Here is a 23,335-nt window from a genome sequence, read left to right on the forward strand (position 1 = left end):
AATCTTCACCTAGGGTGTGACAACGGTCATTGTGGTCGAGCAGAATCGGTTTCAATTGCTGAGCGCAGGTGGCCAGAGGGGGCAGGTCGCGTCGATGGCCGCGCGACCTCACCGGCGCCGCAGAAAGGCCATGGCCTTGAAGGTGGTGCTATGACTGCGGTCATTGTCGGTCTTGTCGCCGTCGTGCTTCTCGTGCTGCTGGTCGTGGCGCTGGGCATGCGGTCGATGAACCGCAGAGAGAGCGCTCTCTCCTCAGAGCGCATCAAGGCGATGGCCGAGAACAAGGGTCCCAAGCCGCGCCGACCGGCCGAGGAGACGTTCTTCGAGAGCTTCCCCAAGGGGTTCGACGCCTTCGAGGAGCCCGAGCCCGAAGCGCCCAAGCCGAGGCCGGCGAGCACCCGCCCCGGCAGCCGGCAGGCGCGGCCCGCGCAGCGCGGCGGCAAGCAGCCCGCCGCCGCCCGCGGCAAGCGCGGCGTGGACGAGTGGGGCGAGCCGGACGACTACGACGACGACTACTGGTCGCGCGTACGCGCCGACGAGGGCGGCTTCGGCGGCACGATCGCCGCGAGGATGGCCACCCCCCGGCCCGTCCAGGACACCTCAAGCCCGGCGAGCGCATCTCCGGGCGCGTCCCAGGGACAGGCGGCCGACGCCGACGCGGTGACCGTGCAGGCACCCCTGCCCGCGCGCCCCGCGGCCGGCCGCGCCGACGCCCCCGTCCCCGCCTCGGCGATGGCCGAGCAGAAGACCATGACGTTCGCCGCGCCGACGCCCGACCTGCTCGACGCCGCCGGCTCCCCCGCCACCGGCCCGTTCGACGCCCCCTCCGCCCCCCCGACCGGAGCAACACCGGCCGGTACGCAGAGCGGCAGGCCGGGCAGGTCCGGCAGGTCGTCGCGAGCGGCCCGCCGCGCCGCGGCCGCCGCCTCCGCCGACGCGGGTCAGGCGAGCGGTTCCTACGACATCCCCCGCGGCACCGGCCCCTTCCCGGCGTCCGCGGGCACCGGCCCGTTCACCACGCCGTCGGGCACCGGCTCGTACCCGGCGACGCCGGGCGCCGACGCCCTGGACGGCGTCCAGGCGAACACCGGCCCGATGGCCGCCTCCGGGGACACCGGCTTCTTCAACCGCGCCGCGGCCACCGGCCCGTTCCCGTCCGCCGGCGGCACGGGCTCGTACGACGGTCACGCGGCCGGTTCCTTCGACGCCGCGTCGGCCTCCCCCGTGCCGGAGACCGGGACCTTCGTCATGGGCGGCTATGACCCGGCGCGCGGCAGCGGCGCGTTCGAGGCGGCCGCGTCCCCCGTTCAACCCATTGCCCAGCCCGCCGACGCCCTCGCCGAGCCTGCGCCCCAGAGTTCCTTCGACCCTTGGACGGCTCGTCAGCCGGCCCGCACCGACGCCTACGACCCCTCCCAGGCCTCGACGGGCCCGTTCCCGGCCGCGCGCCCCTCGTACTCCCCCACCCAGGAGCCGGCCGTCGGCACCCCCGCTCCCGGCAGCCAGGGCAGTGCCACCGACCCCGGCTGGCCCGTGACCGGCAGCTACCCGCCGGCCCCCGCCGCCTCGGCTCCCGCTCCGGGCTGGGCGGCAGCCCGGGACGTGCTGGACGACCCCGAGCCGTCGCACGGCTCGTCCTCCTGGCCGAACGCCGAGACCTACCAGACCCCGGCCTACGACGGCTACCAGGCGGGCCACTCCGGTGAGTCCTCCTACCCGGCCGCGTCGTCGCCCGTTCCGCCCCCGGTCACACCGTCGTACGAGGTGAACCCCGGCTGGGCGTCGATCGACGCCTCCGACAGCGTGACGGGCGCCGCGCCCGGGTCCGCCTCGCCGTACGAGTCGGCGGGCTACGACGCGCCGTCGGGGCAGAGCCAGTACGGCTACGACCAGCAACAGCAGGGGTACGGCGGCACGCAGCCGTCGTGGCCCGAGCAGAACATGGGCGGAAGCTGGCCCTCCTACGACGAGCTGTACGGCGACGCCTCCACGTCGGCCGGCGGCCGTCGCCGGGGCAGCCACCGCGATCCCGACACCGACTATCCCGACTACTATCGGTGACTTTCCCGTTCCCTGCCTGGTGACGGTCTCCGTGGCTGACGTATCGTCGGCCCATGACCCTCAGTGACGGCACGATCTCGCATCGTGACTGGAAGTCCGTGCTCCGCCATGACGTGCCCGCCTCGCTGGTCGTCTTCCTGGTGGCCGTGCCGTTGTCGCTCGGCATCGCGGTCGCGTCCGGCGCTCCCGTCGCGGCGGGCCTCGTCGCGGCGGTGGTCGGCGGGGTGGTCGCGGGAGCGCTCGGCGGGTCCGTCGTCCAGGTGAGCGGCCCGGCCGCCGGGCTCTCCCTGGTCGTCGCGGAGCTGGTCCACACGTACGGCTGGCGCGCGACGTGCGCGATCACGGCCATGGCCGGGCTGCTCCAGGTCGGGCTCGGCGCGCTGCGGGTGGCGCGGGCGGCCCTGGGGGTCTCTCCCGCCGTCGTCCACGGCATGCTGGCCGGGGTCGGCGCCGTGATCGCGCTCTCCCAGCTGCACATCGTCCTCGGCGGCAGCCCGCAGCGCTCCGCGCTGGAGAACGTGCTCGAACTGCCCGCCCAGATCGTCCACAACCACACGCACGCCGTGCTGATCGGCGTCCTGACGATCGCGGTCCTGCTCGTGTGGGGCCGGATCCCGCGCCTGCGGGCCGTGCCCGCCCCGCTGGCCGCGCTGATGATCGCGACGCTGACGGCGGGGGTGTCGGGCTGGGACCTGACGAAGGTGGACCTCGGCGACGGGTTCTCCTCCGTCCAGGGGCCGCTGGCGCCCCAGGGCGACTGGCACGCCATCGCCGGGGCCGTCCTGCTCGTCGCCCTCCTCGCGGGGGTGGAGTCGCTGCTGACCTGTGTGGCGTCGAACCGCCTGCACGACGGCCCCCGTGCCGACCTCGACCGCGAGCTCACCGCGCAGGGCGTGGCGAACGTGGTGTCCGGTCTGCTCGGCGGCCTGCCGGTGGCGGGGGTCGTCGTCCGTACGACCACCAACGCGCGGGCGGGCGCCCGCAGCCGCTGGTCCACGGTCCTGCACGGCGTGTGGGTGCTGCTGTTCACCGCGGCCTTCGCCTGGATGCTCGCGCTGATCCCCCTGGAGGCGCTCGCGGCGCTGCTGCTGTTCATCGGCGTGCAGATGGTCAACCTCGGGCACGTACGGAACCTGCGCAACCACCGCGAGGTGCCGGTGTACGCCGTGACGATGGCCGGGGTCGTGCTGATCGGGCTCGCCGAGGGAGTGGCGATCGGCCTCGGGCTGGCCGCCCTGCTCGCCCTGCGCCGCCTCGCGTGGGTCTCGGTCGACGTCCGCCAGGACGGCGAGCGACACTGGCGGGTCGTCGTCACCGGATCGCTGACGTTCCTGGGCGTGCCCCGGCTGACCGAGGCGCTGCGCGCCATCCCCGCCGGGTCGGCGGTGGAGCTCGACCTGCACCTCGACTTCATGGACAACGCCGCCTTCGAGGCGCTGCACACCTGGCGGCTGGAGCACGAACGGGCCGGCGGCGAGGTCGACGTGGACGAGCCGCACGGCGAGTGGTACTCCGCCGCGATCAGCGGCGCCCGGCTCTCCCCCGCCAGGATCCCGCCCCGGCACGACCGTTGGTGGCTGCCCTGGGCCTACCGGCGCCGCGCCCACTCCGCCGGAGCCCACTCCCCGGGTCCGGGCCCGTACGGGTCCTTCGAGGTGGTCGGCGTGGACGGCGGGAGCTTCGCGGGCCACGACGACGCCGTGATCTGCGAGCCGCAGGGCGTGCCCGACCTCCTGGAGGGGACGCGGGAGTTCCACCGCAGGACCGCACCGATGGTCCGTCCGCTGCTCACCCGGATGGCCCGCGGGCAGTCGCCGTCGCACCTTTTCATCACCTGCGCCGACTCGCGGATCGTGCCCAACATCATCACCGCGAGCGGCCCCGGTGACCTGTTCACTCTGCGGAACATCGGCAACCTCGTGCCGCGTGCGGGCTCGGTCCCGCCGGACGACTCGGTGGCGGCGGCGGTCGAGTACGCCGTGAACGTGCTGGAGGTCCGCATGATCACCGTCTGCGGGCACTCCGGGTGCGGCGCGATGGCAGCCCTCCTCGGCGAGGTCCCCGACCTGCCGGCGTTGCGCGCCTGGCTGCGGCACGGACGGCAGAGCCTGGCCCGGTTCGTGGCCGCCGGGCCCGGCCAGGACGCCGACGACGCCGGGCCGCTCGACCGGCTGTGCCGGGTCAACGTCATCCAGCAGCTCGACAACCTGCGGACCCACCCTTTTGTGGACACGCTCGTACGGGCGGGCAGGCTGGAGCTCACGGGCCTGTACTTCGACATCGGCGCGGCCCGGGTGCACGTGCTGGAGCAGGAAGGCTTCACACCGGTCCCGGAGCTGCGCACCACCGGCTGAGCCGCACCGGCCCACAGCGCACCGGCCCACAGCGCACCGGCCCTCAGCGCAGTGGTCAGGAACGCAGTGGCCGGGAACGCACCGGTGCGCTTCCGCTGTGAGCGGATGATGTCCGCCGATCGTGAAACCGGGCGGACTCCGCGCGCCACAGCACCAAGGATGACCGTATGAAAATTCTGGTTATCGGTGGTTCGGTGTTCCTGGGCCGGGCCATCGTGGAGGAGGCGCTGCGGCGCGATCACGAGGTCACGACGTTCAACCGGGGCAGGAGCGGGACGGACCTGCCCGGGGTGGAGGCGGTGCGCGGCGACCGCGAGGTGACCGGCGACCTGTTGCGGCTCGCCGACGGCAGGCGGTGGGACGCGGTCGTCGACGTCTGCGGATTCGTCCCCCGGGTCGTCCTGGAGTCGGTGCGGGCGCTGTCCGGGCACGCCTCGCACTACACGTTCATCTCCAGCATCTCCGCGTACCCGGACTGGCCCGACAAGACGGGCGTCGATGAGACCTTCCCCACCCACGAGTGCCCGGCGGACGCGGACGCCGAGTTCGGCGACTACGGCGTGCTCAAGGCCGGCTGCGAACGCGCGGTGGAGGAGCACTTCGACGGCGCCGCCCTGGTCGTCCAGCCCGGCCTGATCCTCGGCCCGCACGAGAACGTCGGCCGGCTGCCCTGGTGGCTCGACCGCATCTCCAAGGGCGGCCGGGTGCTCGCGCCCGGCGACCCGGCGCAGCCGATCCAGCTCATCGACGCCCGCGACATCGCGGCGTTCACCCTCGACCGGGCGGCCGGTGGCACGACGGGCCGCTACATGACGGGCGGTGTGCCGGGCAGGGCCACGTTCGGAAGCTGGCTCGGCGACTGCGTGGAGGCCACCGGCTCGGGCGCGGAGCTCGTCTGGGCCGACGACGACTTCCTGACCGCTCAGGGCGTGGAGCCGTGGACCGAGCTTCCGCTGTGGTACCCGGGGGCGGACGGTCTGGGTGTGTGGAACCACTCCTCCGCCAAGGCCCTCGCCGCCGGTCTCACCTGCCGCCCGCTCCGCGAGACGGTACGCGACACATGGGAGTGGCTGAAGGACATCCCGGAGGAGCGGCGCAGCTTCCGCGGCGTCCGGGTGGGCAGCGGCATGGACCCCGACAAGGAGCGCCGCGTGCTCGCCGCCTGGGACGCCCGCTGACGCGTTCCCCAGCAGGAGCGGGGTCCGGCCCCCGGAAGCCGCGGGCCGGAGCGCGGTAGACGACCACGGCGGCACCGGACGCAGCGGCTCAGGGCCGCCCGGAGACCGCGGGCCGGAGCGCCGTGGACGACCACGGCGGCACCGGGCGCAGCGGCTCAGGACCGCCCGGAAGCCGTGGGCCGGAGCGTGATGGGACGACCACGGCGGCACCGGACGCAGGAGCGAGGGCTGCCGCCGTGAGGTGCACGGGCCGTAGGCTGTCGGGCATGCTCTGGGTGGCTCTTTCGATCGTGGCCGTACTGATCGTGCTCGCCGCGCTGGCCGGGACCGGACGTGCCCGTCAGGCGTCCCGCGGGCCCGCCCGCGGGACGTCCCGCCGCCGGCCCGCGCCACGCCCCCCGGGCGCGACGACGCGCCCGTCACGAGGTGCCCGGCCCTCCTCCCCGCCCTCCTCCCGTACGACCCGCGGCGGAACCCGGACGGGCGCCGCCACCGGCGAACGCACCGGCCCGCAGCCGGGCGAGATCTGGTGGGCCGACGTACCGTTCGAGGACGGGCCCGGGCACAAGGTGCGTCCCTGCGTGGTGCTCAGGACGTACCACGGCGGCGCGGAGGTCCTGAAGATCACCAGCCAGGACCGGAGCGACCGCTCCGACCACGTCGAGATCCCCACCCGCACGTGGGACCCGAGCGCGGACCACAACAGCTTCCTCGACCTCACCGGACCGGTCCGGGTGCCCTCCGCCTCGTTCGACGACAGAGCGGGCACCCTCGACCCCCGCGTCTGGCGTCAGGTCTGCCGGCTCCACGAGATCTCCCCGAACTGAGCCGGGTCGCTCAGCCCACGCCACTGAGCCCACGCCACTGAGAGCGTGCCGCTGAGCCCATGCCGCCGGGGCCGCCGCCTGCGCCGAGCCGCCCCCCCCCCCCCGGCGGCCCGGCGGCCCGGTGGCCCGGCGGAGAGATCGTACTCACCGGTAACTGAGTATCGGCGCTCATGTCCGGGCGGCGCCGGGCGCGCAGCATGGGCGCCATGACGAAACCAGTGAAGAGCACGACGACGACGGCCTTCTACCTGCAGGCCGTCATCTCGTTCGCGATCTCCCTCGCCGGACTGGCCGCCGGGATCCTCTACCTGCCCGTCACGACCTGGGTGCGCTCGTTCCTCGCCCTCGGGCTGATGTACGTGGTGACCTCGACCTTCACGCTGGCCAAGTGTGTGCGGGACCGGCAGGAGGAGGCGACCGTCGTCAGCCGGGTGGACCAGGCCAGGCTCGACAAGCTGCTGGCCGAGCACGACCCCTTCCGCACCGACTGAGCCGCCCCCGGCGCACCCTGCACACCTGCACGTCCGGCACGCCCGGCACGCCCCACGCGGACACCTGCCACGCGCTCCCGTCCGGCTCGCGAATCGCCACCGGACCGGCGGCGCGAGCGACAGAATGCGACGGTGCGACGACAGAACGGAGCCATCTCACATCACTTCAGTCCGGTATGTGACGAAGTCCTATCGCTTTATCTCCAACTTATTGACTTTCCTCGGCCACTATCGCCTAATTCCATCAAAAGTGATGCCCGGTGTGGTGGAAAGCATCGGGCACCCGTCTCGTCCCGCCTGGTTCCAGGGCCGGACCGCGCCCGTGGTCCGGTCCCGGCGTCACGCCGCGAGGCCCGGCCCCACCGCCGGCTCGCGGCCACGCGCCTCGCGGACGGAACGGCACAACGGATTGGGGAACCATGACCGAGGTAGGCAGGGGAACGACGCGGAGCACGCTCTCGCGGCGCGCCTTCACCACGGCGGCGACGGCCGCCGCGATAGCACCGCTGGTCGTGTCGGCTCAGGCCGACGCGGCGCCCGTCGGCAGGAACGCGACAGCGCCTGTTCGCCTGGGCAACCCGCGCCGCATCACCCTCTACGTCGAGAACCTGCCGAACGGCGACATGGGCTACGGCCTCGAGCCGGGCAAGGCCACGATCCCCGGCCCCCTCATCGAGATGGTCGAGGGCGAGACCCTCGAAGTCGAGCTGGTGAACAACGCGGACGTCACCGCCAGCCTCCACGTGCACGGAGTGGACTACGAGACGAGCAGCGACGGCACGCGGATGAACGACAGCGTGGTCGAACCGGGGGCCCGGCGCGTCTACGTCTGGCGCACCCACGCACCGGGCCGCCGCCCCGGCGGGACCATCGAGCCCGGCAGCGCGGGCTACTGGCACTACCACGACCACGTGGTCGGCACCGACCACGGCACGGGAGGCATCAAGAAGGGCCTCTACGGCCCGCTGGTGGTCCGCCGTAAGGGCGACGTGCAGCCGGACAAGACGTTCACCGTCGTCTTCAACGACGTACGGATCAACAACCTCCCGGCCGGGCCGCACTTCCTCGCCAAGATCGGCGAGCGGGTCGAGTTCATCGTGATCACGCACGGCGGCGCGTTCCACACGTTCCACATCCACGGGCACCGGTGGGCCGACAACCGCACCGGCCTGCTGGAGAGCCCCCAGGACCCGAGCCGGATCATCGACACGAAGACCACCGGCCCGGCCGAGTCGTTCGGCTTCCAGGTGATCGCGGGAGAGCGTGTCGGTCCCGGCATGTGGATGTACCACTGCCACGTGCAGAGCCACTCGGACATGGGCATGGCCGGGGTCTTCATGGTGTCCGATGAGAAGGGGAACGTGCCGGGCGGCCATGACATGGGCGGCATGGGCGGCGGTTCCGGCGGCGGCATGGACATGTCCCACTGAGGCGTACCGGCCCCCGCCCGACCACACGCCCGGCCTGACGCGAGCACGTACGTCGCGACGGCAGGCGGTACGGACGCGACGCGACGGCGCCCCCGAGCCCTCCCCCGTCGGAGGGACGGAGGCGCCTCGCCGATGGAGACACCGCTTCAGATGTGGGGCGGATCAGTACGGTATGCCCGTGACTGGTGACCTCCTCCGGGCCGGACTGGCGGCGACCGCCTCCGCCCCCACCCAGCCGGCCCTGGACTACTACGTGATCACGCCCGAGGCGGGGGCCGGCGCCGTACGGGCGGAGGGTCTCGTCGTCGAGGAGTTCGTCTTCAGCGGCGACCATCGGACCATCGGCCTGGACACCGCCGGATGGCGCGGGGACGACCGCGCCTGGTGGAGTTCGGCGGCCTTCGGGCGGGCCATGCGCGAGGACCCGGAACTGCGCGCCCGGGTGGTCGCCGTCGGCCGTACGGACGCCGAGGCCGCCTATCGCCGCCTCGGAGGAGGGGATCTTCCCGGCGAGGCGACACTGCGGGACCGCTTCCGCGACACCCTCGCCCTTCCGGACTCCGCTCCCCTGCGCCTCGGCCTGGAGGGGGGCTCCGGCGGGTTCCACGACTCCCGGACATACCGCGTCCTGTTCGCGGGCGATCTCCGCCTTGCCGGCCTCGCCCGCCTCGCGCCGGAGGTCGTCACGCTCGCCGAGAACGCCGACGACCCGCGTACCCGGATCGCCGGCACGGGCGGGCTGCGGACGGCGCGGGACGAGTTCACCTGGGAACTGCGCCGGATCGGGCCCGGCGTCGCCTGCTGCGTCGATCTCACGGCACGCCTGGGCACCACGTCCGACGACGCCCTCCGGCCGCTGCTCCGGATCCTGACCACGGCGATACGTCACGCGGGCCCGATCCCCGTGACCATCGAACGATTCTCGTAATTCCCACAAGAGGAAATATCGCCTAAGGCTGTCTTTATCGCCCATTCTCGGAGTCCCGACAGAAGGGCCATCACAAACCTCATTCGAGGAAACCGTGGATACTTCAGAAGAAGATGTGATATAGATCCTTTCACGTTGGTTCTGTATTGATCTGGGCTCTGGAGCGGCAGCATGGGCAAAGGGCGTGCGGGCAAGAAAACCAACAGAACCAGAATTTCGATCACGTACACGGTGCTTATCATCACGGGACTTCTGCTCGCCGTGGCGGGGGCCGTGGTGGCGATACTGGGCCTGGGCGGCGTCGTCGAGTTCAAGGGCGAGGTCGCCGGGGCGAAGGCGGAGACCACGAGCGTCGGACTCGCGGTGCTGGTGGTGGGCGCACTGCTGGCGGGGATCGTGGCCGTCAAACTGCCGGCGCAGGTGAACGTGCTGGGAGACGGTGGCCGGAGAGGCTTCACCGAGTGGTTCTCCGAGTTCGGGGTCAGACTCTGCGCCCTTCTGGTGGCGGCCGGCGTGGTCCTTCTGATCGTTTCCCTCTTCGTCTAGGCCGGCGATGTCGTGGGTCACGGCTCATATGGATGAGCGAATTGTCGAGATCGCCGGAGACGAGGGCAGCTCACCCAGCAGATATATGCAGTACGTTTTCGACGCCGGCACCGGCACGTACCTCCGTCCGGCGGACAGCGAGGAGATGCTCGCCTTCCGCGAGCGAGGCGTGAAGGCGGCGTACCTGCAGGCACAGGCCGGAGCCGAATTCGACGCGGACGCGCTCGAGCGCGCGTGGCCGGAAATCTGGCGCGAACTGACGAGGAAGCGCCCGGAACCGACGCCCGAGTATTACGCCGTCCTCGACACGGGCCTGCTCTCCCGTCACCCCCTCCTGCGAGGGCTGATCGTGGACGGGACCAACCTGACCACGGAACCCGACGGCGAGGACGCGAACGGCCACGGAACGATGGTGGCGCTCATCCTCGCGGCCGGCCTGACCCGCCGGCCGCGCCTTCTCAACGTGAAGGTCGCCGACGGAAACGGCCGCGCGACGCCCCGCGACCTGATCAAAGGGATCGAATGGGTCCGCGACTTCGCGCGGGGGACGTCGTCGCCGGTGTGCGTCAACATCAGCCTCGGCTGCTACTCACGGCGCTGGGGGTTGTTCGCCTGCGACGGCACCTGCGATCTCTGCGAGGCGGCCGTGGCGGCGGCCGCAGACGTACGGGTGATGACGGTCGCCGCCGGCAACGAGCCGAACAGGACGACGTGCCCGGCCATGGCCGGATTACGAGGGCGTGCCGACAACATCTTCGCCGTGGCCCAACTGGGATGGGACCGCAGCGGCGTCGGAACGGTCGCCATGCCCGCCGGCATGCAATGGATCCCGTACGAAGAGGGTGACGAATGAGCCCGGCGCTCCCCGCGCCTGGTCCGCGATGGACGGACGCCGCATCGTCTTCAGCAGTGCGTGCCCCGGCAGCGATGGCGAGCTGCGTGAGTAGCGTGGGCTGCGCCTGACCGAACGAAAGGATGTGAGGTGTGGGTGCGCCGTATTCCTGGTGCGGGGGTCACGGAGATGGTCGGACAGAGCCGGGATCGGCGGGGAGCTTACTTAGGGTCGTCGGGTACGGGAGCGGTGATGACCCCGCCGAGCAGAGTGTCACTTTCCACCATGTCCCGGTGGAACAGGACCCCGGAGAGGCGGCTGGCCGGCGCGAGCGCGGGAGCCACTGTCTCGTGCCGGTACAGGGACTCCTCCTGTGGGCCGAAGGCCGAAGAGATTACCCACGCGCCCGCCCGACGCCTGCCGAGGTGCTGGCCCGCCGCGGAGTCCAGCAGTAGGGGTACACCACGCCTGGAGGGAGGGGTGCTCGGGCCGGGGCGGCGCGCCGCCGGAGGGCTATATTCACAAATCGCGATAATTGTCGCCCGCAATATGTGGAGAATCTCCGGCACATTGGTGGGAAATGTCGCCGGACACCCCGTGGCCGGGGCTGTTCGCCGCCGTCTGCCGCGCTCCCGAACAGCGGAAACCTTCTCGCGCCCGCCTCTTCCGTATCAAAGCGGTTCGCTGGGTCGTCCCGTACATGAGCGCCGTCGCCGAGGTGGTAGTCATAGCCTGTTGCCGGACGAACCCCCCTGACGTGTGCTTTCGCCCCCTTGGAGGGCGTGGGCGGGTGGTGTGGAAGGTGGCCGGTCTCGCTCGCGCGTTCCGGACATCCCTTCGGCGTCCAGGCAAGCTCCGTCACAGTCAACCGCAGCTTTCGCTATTTCCGCCGAATGCCGACAAGTCTACATTTCGCCTGCTATGTATTGATTTTTTCGATCGGCTGACTAACGCTGATCGGGACGCCTGGTCATGGAGGGAGTAAGAATGCCTGTCACCCTGGATCGCTCTGAGGAGATCGTCTCCGCGTGGCGCAGCGGAGCCGACGTCGAGGGCTGGGACTGCCCGGCCGGTCCGCTGTTCATCGGCGAGTACGCCGAGTCGGAGATCACGCTGACGGCCCTGGACACGCGGAGGCCGAGCTCGTGCACGGGCGCCAACACCATTCCCTGCTGCTGATCGGACCTACCCGGTCAATGCGGATCGGAACGCACAGTCACGAAGGGAGTAGCAATGCCTCTCACACTGAATCGCTCTGAGGAGATCGTCTCCGCGTGGCGCAGCGGAGCCGACGTCGAGGGCTGGGACAGCCCCGCCGGTCCGCTGTTCATCGGCGAGTACGCCGAGTCGGAGATCACGCTGACGGCCCTGGACACCCGGCTGGCGAGCTCGTGCACCTGCAGCCGCTTCTGCTGCTGATCAAGGAAGGAGGATCCGAATGGCCGGGGACTTCGACCCGTCGCTGGACTTTTTGACCGCACCGGCGCTGGCCGGGCTGTCGGCCACGCTGGGATCGATCCCCGGCCTCACGGAGGCGGAGGCCCGGCTGGTATGCCAGAGCACCGCCGAAGCGCTGGAGGAGACCGTCCGCCTCAAGGTCAACAGGGTTCTGCTGCTGGAACTCAACGCCGCCAGAATCAGCGGAAGGCTGACCGCCGAGACGCCGCAGCTGCGGTGGCAGGAGTGGAAGGCGACGGCCGCGACGCCCGAGTTCTGGCTGTCCCTGACCGGGCACTACCCCACGATGCTGTCCAGGCTCGGCACGATCATCGACAACAGGTGCGCCGCGGCCGTGGAACTGGCCCGCAGGTTCGCCGCCGATCGCGCGGCGCTCACCACACTGCCCGGCGGTCTCCGCGGCGAGCTGGTCGGAGTCGACTTCGGGGCGGGAGACAGCCATCGCGGAGGGCACAGCGTCGTCGTCCTGCACGGCTCGCAGGGCAAGGTGGTCTACAAGCCCCGGTCCCTCGCCGTGGACGAGGCGCTGGCGCGGCTGATCGACCGCCTGGAACCCCAGCTGCCCGCCGGCAGCCGCATCCGGGTACCCGACGTGCTGATTCGCCAGGGGTACGGCTGGGCGGAGCACATCCAGCACCGCTACTGCGCCGACGAGACGGAGCTGCGGTCCTTCTACCGCGGTGTCGGGCACTGGCTGGCGCTGATGCGGCTGATCGGCGGCAGCGACCTGCACATGGAGAACCTCATCGCGGCCGGTCCCGCGCCCGTCGTCGTCGACTGCGAGACGCTGTTCACCCCGCACGTCCCGGCCAAACCGTCCGGATATGGCGACGCCGTCGACCAGGCGACCGACCTGCTCAGCGGATCGGTGCTGCGCACCGGACTCCTTCCCGGACGCGGCGTCTCGCTCGCCTGGCGCGGCGTCGACATGTCCGCCGTCGGAGGCCTGCCTGGCCAGCAGCCGTACACGCAGGTGCCGGTCGTCGTCGACGCGGGCACGGACATGGCGAGATTGGGAATGGAACGGGTCGAGCTGGGAGCGGTGAGCAACCACCCGAGCCCCGATCCGATCCTCGTCCACTACTGGGATCTGGTGCTGTCCGGATTCAGCGAGCTGGCCGAGCACCTCGACATGCTGGATCGGCGGGGTGAGCTCGCCGGGCTGCTCACGGACTTCGCCGACCGTCCGATCCGGGTCGTGCTCCGCGCCACCGAGGCGTACGCCGAGCTGGCCCGCATGTTGTGGCACCCGGCCTCACTGCACGACGAGCCGACCGCGATGGGCAAGGCGGCGGGGTTGCTGGCCCAGCATGCCGAGAACCTGCCCGGCGCGCCATCGGACCCCGAGGTGATCGACGCCGAGGTGGCCGAGTTGCTGGTCGGCGACATCCCCTTCTTCGCCACAACCCCTGCTCGCGGCCGTCTGGATGGCCCTGGCGGAACCTCGTACGGAGACGAGCAGGACCTCATCGCGGACGCGCTGCGGCGCTGGCGCGACCGCGACGCGGCCCTGGACCGTGAGGTGATCCGGTCCGCTCTGGTCAGCGCCTACCTCAATGAAGGGTGGATGCCTGCCAACAAGCGTATGACCGTGCCTCTCATCCGGCACCAGGACCTCGAGCGGCGCCGGCGCCGGATCGCGGCCGGGATCGCCCGCAGCATGCTTGACACGGCGGTCCGGGGCGACGACGGCACCGTCACCTGGACCGCGCCGGTGCTCACCTCCGACGGCTGGTTCGTACAGTCGCTGTCTCCCGACGTGTACGGCGGGGCGTACGGGGTCGCCATCACTCTGGCCGCCTACGTGAGTGAGACCGGGCAGGGCAGGGCCGACGAGGTGCCGGGGCTGGACGGGCTGCTCGCCGATCTCCTCCATACGATCAGGCTGGCCGAGGAGCGCGACGCGGAGGCACGCCGCACCGGGCCGCGGCGCCGCCCCGCCACCCCAGGCGGCTATGTCGGCATCGGCTCGCAAATCTGGAGCTGGCTGCTGCTGCGCAGGCTGGGCACCGTCGGCTCGCAGGAGGCGGTCGCCCGGGCCGGCGCCCTGGCGGGGCAACTGCCCGAGGCGGTGGCCGCCGACGGGGTGTACGACCTGCTCACCGGCATGGCAGGCGCCATCGTGCCGTTGCTCCGCCTGTCGGAACAGACCGGTGACCAGCAGTGGTCCATGCAGGCCGACCGCATCGGGGAGCGCCTGCTCTCACTGGCCCACATCGACGACCGGGGAGCACGCTGGCCCAGCACCGCCTTCCCACAAGGGTTGGGCGGGGTCTCACACGGCGCCACCGGGATCGCCTGGGCGCTGGCCCGGCTCGCTGACAGTGCCACGGCCGGCGCTGCGGACTTCCGCGCACTGGCAGACAGGGCCTTTCTGTACGAGGAGTCACTGTACGACCCGGCGGAGAAGGGCTGGCGTGACCTGCGTGAAATGGACGACCATCGCGTGACCTCCAGCGCATGGTGCCACGGAGCCGCCGGCATCGGCCTCGTCGCGGCCGACCGGCTGGCCCGCGAAGGTGCCCCGCGCTGGGCGGACGTGCTGCGCCGGGCCGCCGCGTCGTCCTGGTCGAGGGGCATCGGCTGGAACCACACGCTCTGCCACGGAGACCTCGGCACCTGGGAAATCGTGCGCCACGCGATCGATGTGGGTGTCGGGCCCGAAGAGCTGACGCCGGAGTACCTCGCCGCGTACGTGATCGGCAGCATGGACGAGCACGGCCCGGTGAGTGGCCTTTCACGTGACGCCTTCAGCCCAGGTCTGATGCCGGGAGTGGGCGGCATGCTCTACCAACTACTACGCCTGCACCCCGACACCTTCCTCCCCTCCGTCCTGCTCCCTGACCCGGAGAACTGACCGCCCCGTCTCCTCTCCTGCCCGCCCCGGTTCTTCGTGCCGCGGTGCGCTCTACCGAAAGTCGGAGTGGACCGAAGCCATGGCGTCCTCGGTACCGCAGCCGAGGACCGTGGCCAGGGCACCGGTCACGCCGGCGCCGTTCAATCCCCCGCGTCTACTGGCGTGGCAAACTGAGGCGGCGCCAGCAGATCAGGGCGCAGCCGATGCTGAGGAAGGCGAGGTGGATGTCCTCGTGGCGCCGAAGTACCGCACCGACGTGGATCTTTTCGCGCGCTCGTGGACGGCGTTGCGCAGGGCGGTCGCCGAGCTTCCGGATGAGGACTTCGCCCAGCGGTCGGGCTGTGCCGGCTGGCTCGTGCGGGATCTCGTGTGCCATCTGGTCATCGACGCGCAGGATGTCCTGATCACCCTGGCGACCCCCGTGGAGACGGAACCGACCCGCGACGCGGTGACCTACTGGGAGGTCGCCACGACGCCGCCGACCGGCGACGACCCGCTCGACGCGCTGGTCGTCCGGCTGGCCGCCGCGTACGAGGAGCCGCGGCTGCTCAAGTTCCACCTCGACGACGTCGGCTCCGCCGCAGGCCGTGCCGCCGGGCTCGCCGACCCGCACCTCCGGGTCGGGACCCGCGGCGAGGTCCTCACCGTGGACGCCTACCTGTCCGCGTACGTCATGGAGTGGACACTGCACCACCTCGACCTGGTCGCGCACCTGGCGGACGCCGCGGGACCGCCCGCGGAGGGGCTTGCCCGGTCCCGCGAGATGCTGGAGAAGATCGCGGGGAGCGCGTTTCCCTCGTCGTTCTCAGACAGGGACGCGCTGCTGGTCGGCACCGGACGGCGAGCCCCCACAGACGCGGAGAGGACCGAACTGGGCGAGCTGGCCACGAGACTCCCGCTCGTCCTCGGATAACCGCAGGGCCCGGACCGTCGTCACGGTCATCCGGCCGAACCCGGGCCCGGGAGGAGGTCGACGTCGTCGGCGTGCATCGGCTCCCCGCAGTGACTGCAGCGTGGGTCGACGTGGCCGATCTGCCCGCAGGCGTGGTGACGGTACAGGACGGGAGGCCCGGCCTCGCCGGCGAGCCAGCGGTCACCCCACCGGGCCATCACCATGAGCATCTCGACGAGATCCACACCCTTGGCGGTGAGGTGGTACTCGTAGCGGGGACGGGCGTCGTAGGGCAGCCGTTCGAGCACACCCTGTTCGACCAGGTAATTGAGCCGCTCGGTGAGTACCTTGCGGGAGATCCCCAGGTCGGCCTGGATGTGGTCGAAGCGGCGCACCCCGGCCCACACGTCGCGCAGGATCAGCGGCGACCAGGGCTCGCCGATCACGTCCAAGGTGCGCGCGATGGAACACGCCATCTCCCCGAACCGCGTTCGCTGCATGGCAGCAATCTAGCAAGTGGGGTTCCCTTACGAAACCTCGGGTGTTACCTTTCTCAGCGTCTCTTGAAGAAACCTCGAAAGGGATCCGATGACATTCGTGAGGCGCTTCGACCACGTCGGCATCACCGTCGCCGACCTCGACGCCGCGACGGCGTTCTTTGTCAGCCTCGGTCTGGAGGCTGATCAGAAGATGGCCGTCGAAGGCGAGTTCCTGGACACGGTGATCGGCATGACCGGCGCCCGCACCGAGATCGTCATGCTGCGAGCGCCCGGCGGAGGTACGACGCTGGAGCTCTCGAGCTTCACGCGGCCGGACCACCTCCCGGGTTCGCCTGCCGCGCCGGCCAACGAGCTGGGCCTGCGCAACGTCGCCTTCGAGGTGCAGGACCTCCAAGCCGCGGTCGGCCACGCCGCAGCCGGCGGCTACGGCCTGGTGGGGGGCATCGGCGAATACGAGGGCGTGTGGCGGATGGCCTACGTCCGCGGGCCCGAAGGAATCATCGTCTCGCTGGCCGAGCGCATCGAGAAGTAAGGAGACATCATGAGCACGACCGTGACCGACGAACAGATTCGGGCGCTGGCCGCGACCGCGAAGCCCTACAGCCTGGCGCTCCTTCAGTGGGGGCCGGAGCGGACCATGGACGGCGCCGACGCGATCGAACTCGAACACCAGCGACGCATGGTGTCGCTGCGCGCCGAGGGGGTGATCGCGATCCTGTGCCCGGTCGCCTCCGACACCGTGGCCGGCGTCGCGATCATGACCGTGCCGGCCGAGGAGGCCGCGGAGATCATGGCCGGGGACCCCTGCGTTCGAGCCGGGATGCTGCGCTGCGAGGTCCACCCGTGCCACGGCTTCCCCGGAGACACCCTCCCCGGATAGGTGATCCCGGCCGGGGGCGTCTGTTCCCCGGTCCCCGACGGGTCGCTGCCGGGGTTGGACAGCGGCATCCGAACCGCACATGAACCGAGGTCAGGGGTGTGAAGGTGGACGAGCCGGCCTGTAGGCCGGGTTCTGTGGCCAGCCACGGGGGCTGACCGGCGGCCATCCATCTAGGACCGCCGTTGCCGGCGGCCTCAAGCGGTCTACCCGCGCGGCTCGGGCGGGCAGCCCTCGAACGTCGCGCGCGGGACGTTCCGGAGAACGTCCCTTCTTGACCTTGCTCCGGGTGGGGTTTACCGAGCCGCCCACGTCACCGTGGGCGCTGGTGGTCTCTTACACCACCGTTTCACCCTTACCCCTGGGAAGGGGCGGTCTGTTTTCTGTGGCACTGTCCCGCGGGTCACCCCGGGTCGGCGTTACCGACCACCCTGCCCTGTGGAGCCCGGACCTTCCTCGGCAGGGCGCGAGGCCCTGACGCGGCCGCCCGGCCGGCTCGTCCGCCGTGAAAACAAGCCTATCGGCTCCCGCTCCGTTCCCCGGCACAGCCGGAAGTCATGTGAGGATTCTGCGAGTTCTCCACCCGGGGCGGGCGGGCCGGCGGCAGCGGCGCAGGCCACGGGGGGACCGCTCACAGAGATCTCACAGGCTCTCTCCCGGAACGCCAAGACGGGTGGGCCAGCCTGCTGCGCATGATTGAGATACGCGGACTGACCAAGCGCTACGGCGACGTCACGGCCGTCGACGGGCTGAGCTTTGACGTACGGCCGGGCGTCGTCACCGGCTTTCTCGGCCCGAACGGCGCGGGCAAGACGAGCACGATGCGGATGATCCTCGGCCTCGACCGGCCGACGAGCGGAAGCGCCACGATCGGCGGACGGCGCTACGCCGATCTGCCCACGCCGCTCCGCGAGGTGGGCGCGCTGCTCGACGCGCACGCCGTGCATCCGTACAGGAGCGCCGCGAAGCACCTGCTGGCCCTGGCCCGCGGCAACGGCATCGGCCGGCGCCGGGTGGACGAGGTGCTCGGGCTGGTGGGGCTGGCCGACGTCGCGGGTCGCCGCCCGGGCGGGTTCTCCCTCGGCATGAAGCAGCGCCTCGGCATCGCGGCGGCGCTGCTCGGCGATCCCGGCGTCGTGCTGCTCGACGAGCCCGTCAACGGGCTCGACCCGGAGGGGATCCGCTGGATCCGCTCCTTGACGCGCGATCTGGCCTCCGAGGGCCGCACCGTCCTGCTCTCCAGCCACCTGATGAGCGAGATGGCGCTCACCGCCGATCACCTGGTCGTCGTCGGCCGCGGGCGGCTGCTCGCGGACACCGGTCTCGACGCGTTCGTACGGTCCGCGGCCCGGGAGACGGTCGTGGTCCGCACGCCAGGCGCGCGGCCACTCGCCGCCCTGCTCGAAAAGGCCGGCGCGACCGTACGGCCCGGCGCCGGGGACGAGTTGCTGGTGACGGGGGTGTCCGGCGCCGCGGTCGGTGACATCGCCGGCGCGCACGGCGTCGTCCTGCACGAACTGACGCCGCGGCGGGCCTCCCTGGAGGAGGCGTACCTCGAACTCACCGGCGGCAGCGCCGATTTCGCCTCGGCCGGCGCCCGGCCCGCGGCCCCCGCCGAAACCGAAGCCACCACCACATCCATGACCATCAGCGGAGCCGCCCGATGACCGCGTACGACGTCCTGCGTTCGGAATGGGGCAAGTTCCACAGCATCCGGGCGACGCTCGGCTGCCTGGCCGGGGCCCTGGCGGCGACCGCGGCGTACGGGTACCTCTTCGGGCTGGCCGACGCCCGCCGGTATCTGGCCGGGTCGGCGGCGGACCGGGCGGCCTTCGATCCCACCGACACGGGCTTCCGCGCTCTCGTGCTCGCGGGGGTGCTCGTCAGCGCGGTCGGCGTGCTCGCCGTGACGTCGGAGTACGCCTCGGGGACGATGCCGGTCAGCGTCGCCGCCGTGCCCAGGCGGGGCCTGCTGCTCGGCGGCAAGGCCGCCGTCGTCGCGGTGGTCACGCTCGTCGCCGGGCCGCCGATGGCGCTGGTGTCGTTCACACTGAGCCAGCTCTCGCTGGCCGCGCGGAACGTGCCGAGCGCGGGCCTCGGCGACCCGGGCGTGCTCGGGGCCGTCGCGGGCGCCGGCCTGTTCACGGGGCTGGTCGGACTGTACGGCGTGGCGCTCGGGTTCCTGCTGCGCAGGTCGGCGGGCGCCGTCTCGCTCGGGACTTTCCTGCTGATCCTGCCCGGCATGGCGTCCCTGTTCCCCGATGCGCTGGCCGAATGGATCGTCGCCTGGTGGCCGAGCGCGGCGGGCGCGCGGGTGTTCGCGGTCCATCCGGGGTCCGGCGGGCCGGCCCCGCTCACGGGGATCGGGGTGCTGGCCGCCGCCGTGCTCGCGCTGCTGTGCGCGGCCGCCGCCGTCTTCCGGGCACGGGACGTCTGAAGGCACGTGATCCTGGACGGCGGACCTATCCTGCCGCTGACCGACGAAGGGAGGCCGGAGTGGACGGGCGGCGCCTGCTCGTGGTCGACGACGAGCCCGTGGTGCGGGAACTGCTGGCGGCCACGCTGCGCTTCGCGGGATACACGGTGACCTCCGCCGCGACCGGGTCGCAGGCCCTTGAGGCGGCGGGGGCCGAGCCTCCCGATCTCGTCCTCCTCGACGTCATGCTGCCCGACATGGACGGGTTCGAGGTCATCCGGCGTCTCCGGGAACGCCCCCGCCCGCTGTCCGGTGACCGTCCGGGACAGGTGCCCGTCCTGTTCCTCACCGCGCGCGACACGACACAGGACAAGATCAACGGGCTTCGGCTGGGCGGCGACGACTACGTGACCAAGCCCTTCGACCTGGAGGAGTTGCTCGCCCGGATCGAGGCCGTGCTCAGGCGGGCGGGGGCGGCCCCGGAGGACCGCACGCTGCGGGTGGCCGACCTCGAACTCGACCCCGACGGCCATCAGGTGACACGCGCGGGCGTTCCCGTACGGCTGTCGCCGACCGAGTTCCGCCTGCTGCACTACCTGATCCTCAACGCCGGGAGGGTCGTCTCCAAGGCGCAGATCCTGGAGCACGTCTGGCGGTACGACTTCGCGGGTGATACCAGCATCGTGGACACGTACGTGAGCTACGTGCGGCGGAAGATCGACAAGGCCGGGCCGAAGCTGATCCACACCATGCACGGCGTGGGCTACGTCCTGCGCGGGCCGCGCCCGTGACCCGCCGGACGGCACGCCGGAGGAGCCTGTCGCTGAGGGGGCGGCTCCTGCTGATCACCCTGGCCCTGCTCGCGGCGGGCCTCGCGACCAGCGGCGCGGTCGCCGTCGCCACGCTCAGGGCCCACCTCATCGAACGGGTGGACCAGCAGCTCGGGCCGATGGCGACGCTGTTGTCGCGGGTCCCCGCCCGGCTGGTGACGGCCCCGCTCACCGGCCAGAGCCGGGTGCCGCTGAGCGCCCTGCCCGGCATGGACCTGATCGACCAGGTGTATCTGGCGTACCTGCGGGCGGACGGGACCGTCGAGCAGGAGGGCGGCCCCTGGCTGCGGGGACGGGGTCCGGAGCTCTCCCTGCTCGACGCCGCGACGGTCCGCCGGCTGGGCGGGCGGCCGTTCGACGCGAGGGACGACCACGGCGCCGCATGGCGGGTCGTCGCCGCCCCCCGGGCCGCTCTCACCACCGTGGGGCCTCGTGAGGGGCCTGGCGAGGGGCCTCGTGAGGGGGCGGCCGAGGGGGGCACCGTCGTCGTGGCCGCGTCACTCGGCGGGGTCAGGTCGACCGTCGGCCGCCTGACGCTCGTCTGCGCCGCGACCGCCGCCGCCCTCATGACGTCACTCGCCGTCATCGGCTGGTTCGCCGTAGGCCGGGGCCTGCGGCCGCTGCGCGCGATAGAGCGGACGGCGGCGGCGATCGCCGCGGGCGACCTGTCCCGGCGGGTGCCCGTGCCCTCCGCTCCGCACACCGAGGTCGGGCGGCTGGCCGCCGCGCTCAACACGATGCTCGCCCAGCTGGAGGCGGCGTTCGCCGGGCGGGAGCGGTCGCAGGCCCGGATGCGGCGGTTCGTCGCCGACGCGAGCCACGAGTTGCGCACGCCGCTCTTCGGGATCAAGGGATTCGCGGAACTGCACCGGATGGGCGGCCTTCCCGACGTCGACCACACGCTCGGCCGGATCGAGAGCGAGGCGGTGCGCCTGGTCCGGCTCGTGGAGGACCTGCTCCTGCTGGCCCGCCTCGACGAGGGCGAGGACGCCCTCCCGATGGACCTCGCGCCCATGGACCTGCGGACGCTCGCCGCCGACGCGCACCACGACCTCCGCGCGCTCGATCCCGCCCGGACGGTCACGCTGACCGGCCCCGACGGGGGCCCGGCCGGCGCCGCGCCCGTACACGGCGACGAGGCGCGGCTGCGGCAGGTGGTCTCCAACCTGGTGGGCAACGCCGTCGCCCACACGCCGCCGGGCACCCCGGTCAGGATCGGCGTCGGCACGGTCAGCGCCGGCGGCGGCGCCGAAGGCGTCCTGGTGATCGCCGACGAGGGGCCGGGGCTGCCGCCGGAGGAGGCGGAGCGGGTCTTCGACCGCTTCTACCGCGTGGACGGATCACGCAGCCGCGGCGGCGCGGGAGGGGCCGGCCTCGGACTGGCCATCGTCCGGTCGATCGTCGCCGCCCACGGCGGGCGGGTGGAACTGCGGACCGCGCCCGGCGCCGGGGCGGCCTTCCGCGTCGTCCTGCCCGTCCACCCGGCGACCGGCGCGCCGACTCCGCCGGGCGGGTGGCCTCAGCCGAGGTGCGCCGTGTCGTTGAACGTCCGCACCACGGAAGGACCGTCGGCGTAGTAGTCGATCGCCGACAGGCAGGCCAGATCGAGGTGCATCCGATAGAGGGCCTCGGGCGGCGCGCCCAGGGCGAAGCGGATCAGCGTCTTGATCGGGGTCACATGGGAGACCACGACGACGCTGCGGCTCTCGTGGGCCTTGACGATGCGTTCCCTCGCCTGCTCGACCCGCCGGGCCGTCGAGGCGAAACTCTCGCCGCCGGGCGGCGCCACCTCAGGGTCGGCCAGCCAGGCGGCCAGCTCATCAGGCCAGCGCCGCTGGATCTCCGCGAACGTGTACCCCTCCCACGCCCCGAAGTCGGTCTCGCGCAGGTCCTCGTCCACGAGCACCACCGAACCCGTACGGGACGCCACGGCCTCCGCCGTCTGCCGGGCGCGGGCGAGCGGGGAGGTGACGATCACCTCCACCCGCCGCGGCCCGCGGGCCAGGCGCGCGGCCGCGGCCTCGGCCTGCGCGAGCCCCGTCGGGGTGAGCTCCGGGTCGCCGAGCCCGGAGAACCGCTTCTCGATCGAGAGCGGCGTCTGCCCGTGCCGGAGCAGCAGCAGCGACGTGGCGGTCCGGGTGGCCCCGGGCATCCATCCGTGCCCGCGCCGATCGTCGGCCACGGCGTCCGTGCCCCGAGCCTCGCGGTCCCCCGGTCTCGCACCGCGTTCCACGGACGCGGCCCCGCCGGGGGCACCGGTGCCGTCGTCCCGCGCGGGGGCGGGGAAGAGCGTGCCGGGGTCGGACGGGTCGGTGCCCGGGCCCACGGCGTGCCTGGTAGCGGACCCGGTGGCGGGCCCGCTATCAGGCCCAGTGGTGGGCGGGGTCCGCGGGGCGGGGGTGGCCGGGCCCGCCCGCCAGGTCTCCCCCCGGGCCGCGGCGTCCATCGCCTCGTTGGCGAGGCGGTCGGCGTGGGTGTTGCGCTCCCGCGGAATCCAGGTCCAGGTGACGCGCAGGCGCCGGGCCAGGGCCGCCGCCTCCAGGGCGAGCGGGCGCAGCCCTTCGTGCTTGACCTTCCAGCGCCCGGCCATCTGCTCGATGACCAGCTTGGAATCCATCCGCACCTCGACCCGCGCGCCCTCCACGCCGAGGGCGAGCAGCGACTCGAGCCCGGCGATCAGGCCGCGGTACTCGGCCACGTTGTTGGTCGTGGTGCCGATCGACTCGGCCGCCTCGGCGAGCACGTGCCCGGCCTCGTCCTTGACCACCGCGCCGTACCCGGCCGGGCCGGGGTTGCCCCGCGACCCGCCGTCGGCCTCGACGACGTACCCCCCGGTCATCCACGCACCCCCGTCACCC

The 23,335-nt window shown here is 72.1% G+C and carries 21 protein-coding genes and 1 other RNA gene; 19 read left to right on the forward strand and 3 right to left on the reverse strand.

The window, feature by feature from the left end:
• Positions 1 to 150 precede the first annotated feature (150 nt).
• From HHX37_RS07975 to HHX37_RS08035, 13 genes are all read left to right on the forward strand, one after another.
• Positions 151 to 2,061, forward strand: a complete 1,911-nt coding sequence (locus HHX37_RS07975) for a hypothetical protein (protein ID WP_182884958.1) — start codon at positions 151 to 153, stop codon at positions 2,059 to 2,061.
• A gap of 53 nt (positions 2,062 to 2,114) precedes the next feature.
• Positions 2,115 to 4,415, forward strand: a complete 2,301-nt coding sequence (locus tag HHX37_RS07980) for a SulP family inorganic anion transporter (protein ID WP_182884959.1) — start codon at positions 2,115 to 2,117, stop codon at positions 4,413 to 4,415.
• A gap of 167 nt (positions 4,416 to 4,582) precedes the next feature.
• The gene (locus HHX37_RS07985; protein ID WP_182884960.1) at positions 4,583 to 5,593 is read left to right on the forward strand and encodes an NAD-dependent epimerase/dehydratase family protein; all 1,011 of its coding nucleotides are present in this window, start codon (positions 4,583 to 4,585) and stop codon (positions 5,591 to 5,593) included.
• A gap of 266 nt (positions 5,594 to 5,859) precedes the next feature.
• The gene (locus HHX37_RS35540) at positions 5,860 to 6,420 is read left to right on the forward strand and encodes a type II toxin-antitoxin system PemK/MazF family toxin (protein WP_220502656.1); all 561 of its coding nucleotides are present in this window, start codon (positions 5,860 to 5,862) and stop codon (positions 6,418 to 6,420) included.
• Positions 6,421 to 6,626: 206 nt separating this feature from the next.
• Positions 6,627 to 6,911, forward strand: a complete 285-nt coding sequence (locus HHX37_RS07995) for a YiaA/YiaB family inner membrane protein (protein ID WP_111701634.1) — start codon at positions 6,627 to 6,629, stop codon at positions 6,909 to 6,911.
• A 419-nt stretch (positions 6,912 to 7,330) separates the two neighbouring features.
• Positions 7,331 to 8,341, forward strand: a complete 1,011-nt coding sequence (locus tag HHX37_RS08000; protein ID WP_182884961.1) for a multicopper oxidase domain-containing protein — start codon at positions 7,331 to 7,333, stop codon at positions 8,339 to 8,341.
• A gap of 178 nt (positions 8,342 to 8,519) precedes the next feature.
• Positions 8,520 to 9,269, forward strand: coding sequence for a hypothetical protein (locus tag HHX37_RS08005; RefSeq protein WP_182884962.1), 750 nt, complete (start codon positions 8,520 to 8,522; stop codon positions 9,267 to 9,269).
• A gap of 231 nt (positions 9,270 to 9,500) precedes the next feature.
• Positions 9,501 to 9,815 (forward strand): hypothetical protein, encoded by a 315-nt coding sequence (locus HHX37_RS08010; RefSeq protein WP_182874326.1) that lies wholly within the window; start codon positions 9,501 to 9,503, stop codon positions 9,813 to 9,815.
• Positions 9,816 to 9,822: 7 nt separating this feature from the next.
• Entirely contained in the window at positions 9,823 to 10,668 is an 846-nt protein-coding gene (locus HHX37_RS08015) for a S8 family serine peptidase (RefSeq protein WP_182884963.1), read from the forward strand.
• A gap of 966 nt (positions 10,669 to 11,634) precedes the next feature.
• A complete protein-coding gene (locus HHX37_RS08020) occupies positions 11,635 to 11,826 on the forward strand; it encodes a DUF6229 family protein (RefSeq protein WP_220502657.1) in 192 nt (63 codons plus the stop codon).
• Between the two features lie 54 nt (positions 11,827 to 11,880).
• Positions 11,881 to 12,066, forward strand: coding sequence for a DUF6229 family protein (locus tag HHX37_RS08025; RefSeq protein WP_182884965.1), 186 nt, complete (start codon positions 11,881 to 11,883; stop codon positions 12,064 to 12,066).
• Positions 12,067 to 12,085: 19 nt separating this feature from the next.
• Positions 12,086 to 14,962 (forward strand): type 2 lanthipeptide synthetase LanM family protein, encoded by a 2,877-nt coding sequence (locus tag HHX37_RS08030; RefSeq protein ID WP_182884966.1) that lies wholly within the window; start codon positions 12,086 to 12,088, stop codon positions 14,960 to 14,962.
• A 256-nt stretch (positions 14,963 to 15,218) separates the two neighbouring features.
• A complete protein-coding gene (locus HHX37_RS08035) occupies positions 15,219 to 15,875 on the forward strand; it encodes a maleylpyruvate isomerase N-terminal domain-containing protein (RefSeq protein WP_182885077.1) in 657 nt (218 codons plus the stop codon).
• Positions 15,876 to 15,901: 26 nt separating this feature from the next.
• On the opposite strand, the gene HHX37_RS08040 is transcribed toward HHX37_RS08035, so the two are convergent.
• Positions 15,902 to 16,354 (reverse strand): winged helix-turn-helix transcriptional regulator, encoded by a 453-nt coding sequence (locus tag HHX37_RS08040; RefSeq protein WP_182882800.1) that lies wholly within the window; start codon positions 16,352 to 16,354, stop codon positions 15,902 to 15,904.
• 88 nt (positions 16,355 to 16,442) lie between these two features.
• Here HHX37_RS08040 and HHX37_RS08045 point away from each other — a divergent pair, with 88 nt between their 5' ends.
• Together HHX37_RS08045 and HHX37_RS08050 are read left to right on the forward strand one after the other, a co-directional pair.
• Positions 16,443 to 16,886, forward strand: coding sequence for a VOC family protein (locus HHX37_RS08045; protein WP_182884967.1), 444 nt, complete (start codon positions 16,443 to 16,445; stop codon positions 16,884 to 16,886).
• A gap of 9 nt (positions 16,887 to 16,895) precedes the next feature.
• Positions 16,896 to 17,234: a hypothetical protein gene (locus HHX37_RS08050; protein ID WP_182884968.1), complete on the forward strand. Its 339-nt coding sequence runs from the start codon at positions 16,896 to 16,898 to the stop codon at positions 17,232 to 17,234.
• A gap of 105 nt (positions 17,235 to 17,339) precedes the next feature.
• Here the strand turns inward: HHX37_RS08050 and rnpB are convergent.
• Positions 17,340 to 17,730, reverse strand: an RNA gene (gene rnpB / locus HHX37_RS08055) — RNase P RNA component class A.
• 193 nt (positions 17,731 to 17,923) lie between these two features.
• Here rnpB and HHX37_RS08060 point away from each other — a divergent pair.
• From HHX37_RS08060 to HHX37_RS37625, 4 genes are read left to right on the forward strand one after another with little or no spacing between them, the layout of a single operon-like run.
• Complete coding sequence (locus tag HHX37_RS08060) at positions 17,924 to 18,898, forward strand: ABC transporter ATP-binding protein (RefSeq protein WP_182884969.1); 975 nt, start codon at positions 17,924 to 17,926, stop codon at positions 18,896 to 18,898.
• On the forward strand, positions 18,895 to 19,668 hold the full coding sequence (locus HHX37_RS36380) for a hypothetical protein (protein WP_259406266.1): 774 nt from the start codon (positions 18,895 to 18,897) through the stop codon (positions 19,666 to 19,668). Before HHX37_RS08060 ends, HHX37_RS36380 begins: the two co-directional genes overlap by 4 nt.
• A 59-nt stretch (positions 19,669 to 19,727) precedes the next feature.
• Complete coding sequence (locus HHX37_RS08065) at positions 19,728 to 20,438, forward strand: response regulator transcription factor (protein ID WP_307801373.1); 711 nt, start codon at positions 19,728 to 19,730, stop codon at positions 20,436 to 20,438.
• A complete protein-coding gene (locus tag HHX37_RS37625; RefSeq protein WP_182884971.1) occupies positions 20,435 to 22,054 on the forward strand; it encodes a sensor histidine kinase in 1,620 nt (539 codons plus the stop codon). Before HHX37_RS08065 ends, HHX37_RS37625 begins: the two co-directional genes overlap by 4 nt.
• On the opposite strand, the gene HHX37_RS08075 is transcribed toward HHX37_RS37625, so the two are convergent.
• Positions 21,997 to 23,316 carry a bifunctional RNase H/acid phosphatase gene (locus tag HHX37_RS08075; protein ID WP_182884972.1) on the reverse strand — a complete coding sequence of 440 codons (1,320 nt, stop codon included), beginning with the start codon at positions 23,314 to 23,316 and terminating at the stop codon, positions 21,997 to 21,999. The two genes, HHX37_RS37625 and HHX37_RS08075, sit on opposite strands and share 58 nt — an antisense overlap.
• Positions 23,317 to 23,335: the final 19 nt, after the last annotated feature.

The sequence above is a fragment of the Microbispora sp. H10885 genome (assembly GCF_014161415.1).
GTDB classification, from domain to species: Bacteria; Actinomycetota; Actinomycetes; order Streptosporangiales; family Streptosporangiaceae; genus Microbispora; species Microbispora triticiradicis.

Bases quoted from the DNA above. Each gene is read 5' to 3' on its own strand.
- HHX37_RS07975 (WP_182884958.1), top strand. From the start codon at position 151: ATGACTGCGGTCATTGTCGGTCTTGTCGCCGTCGTGCTTCTCGTGCTG.
- HHX37_RS07980 (WP_182884959.1), top strand. From the start codon at position 2,115: ATGACCCTCAGTGACGGCACGATCTCGCATCGTGACTGGAAGTCCGTG.
- HHX37_RS07985 (WP_182884960.1), top strand. From the start codon at position 4,583: ATGAAAATTCTGGTTATCGGTGGTTCGGTGTTCCTGGGCCGGGCCATC.
- HHX37_RS35540 (WP_220502656.1), top strand. From the start codon at position 5,860: ATGCTCTGGGTGGCTCTTTCGATCGTGGCCGTACTGATCGTGCTCGCC.
- HHX37_RS07995 (WP_111701634.1), top strand. From the start codon at position 6,627: ATGACGAAACCAGTGAAGAGCACGACGACGACGGCCTTCTACCTGCAG.
- HHX37_RS08000 (WP_182884961.1), top strand. From the start codon at position 7,331: ATGACCGAGGTAGGCAGGGGAACGACGCGGAGCACGCTCTCGCGGCGC.
- HHX37_RS08015 (WP_182884963.1), top strand. From the start codon at position 9,823: ATGTCGTGGGTCACGGCTCATATGGATGAGCGAATTGTCGAGATCGCC.
- HHX37_RS08020 (WP_220502657.1), top strand. From the start codon at position 11,635: ATGCCTGTCACCCTGGATCGCTCTGAGGAGATCGTCTCCGCGTGGCGC.
- HHX37_RS08025 (WP_182884965.1), top strand. From the start codon at position 11,881: ATGCCTCTCACACTGAATCGCTCTGAGGAGATCGTCTCCGCGTGGCGC.
- HHX37_RS08030 (WP_182884966.1), top strand. From the start codon at position 12,086: ATGGCCGGGGACTTCGACCCGTCGCTGGACTTTTTGACCGCACCGGCG.
- HHX37_RS08040 (WP_182882800.1), bottom strand. From the start codon at position 16,354: ATGCAGCGAACGCGGTTCGGGGAGATGGCGTGTTCCATCGCGCGCACC.
- HHX37_RS08045 (WP_182884967.1), top strand. From the start codon at position 16,443: ATGACATTCGTGAGGCGCTTCGACCACGTCGGCATCACCGTCGCCGAC.
- HHX37_RS08050 (WP_182884968.1), top strand. From the start codon at position 16,896: ATGAGCACGACCGTGACCGACGAACAGATTCGGGCGCTGGCCGCGACC.
- HHX37_RS08060 (WP_182884969.1), top strand. From the start codon at position 17,924: ATGATTGAGATACGCGGACTGACCAAGCGCTACGGCGACGTCACGGCC.
- HHX37_RS36380 (WP_259406266.1), top strand. From the start codon at position 18,895: ATGACCGCGTACGACGTCCTGCGTTCGGAATGGGGCAAGTTCCACAGC.
- HHX37_RS08075 (WP_182884972.1), bottom strand. From the start codon at position 23,316: ATGACCGGGGGGTACGTCGTCGAGGCCGACGGCGGGTCGCGGGGCAAC.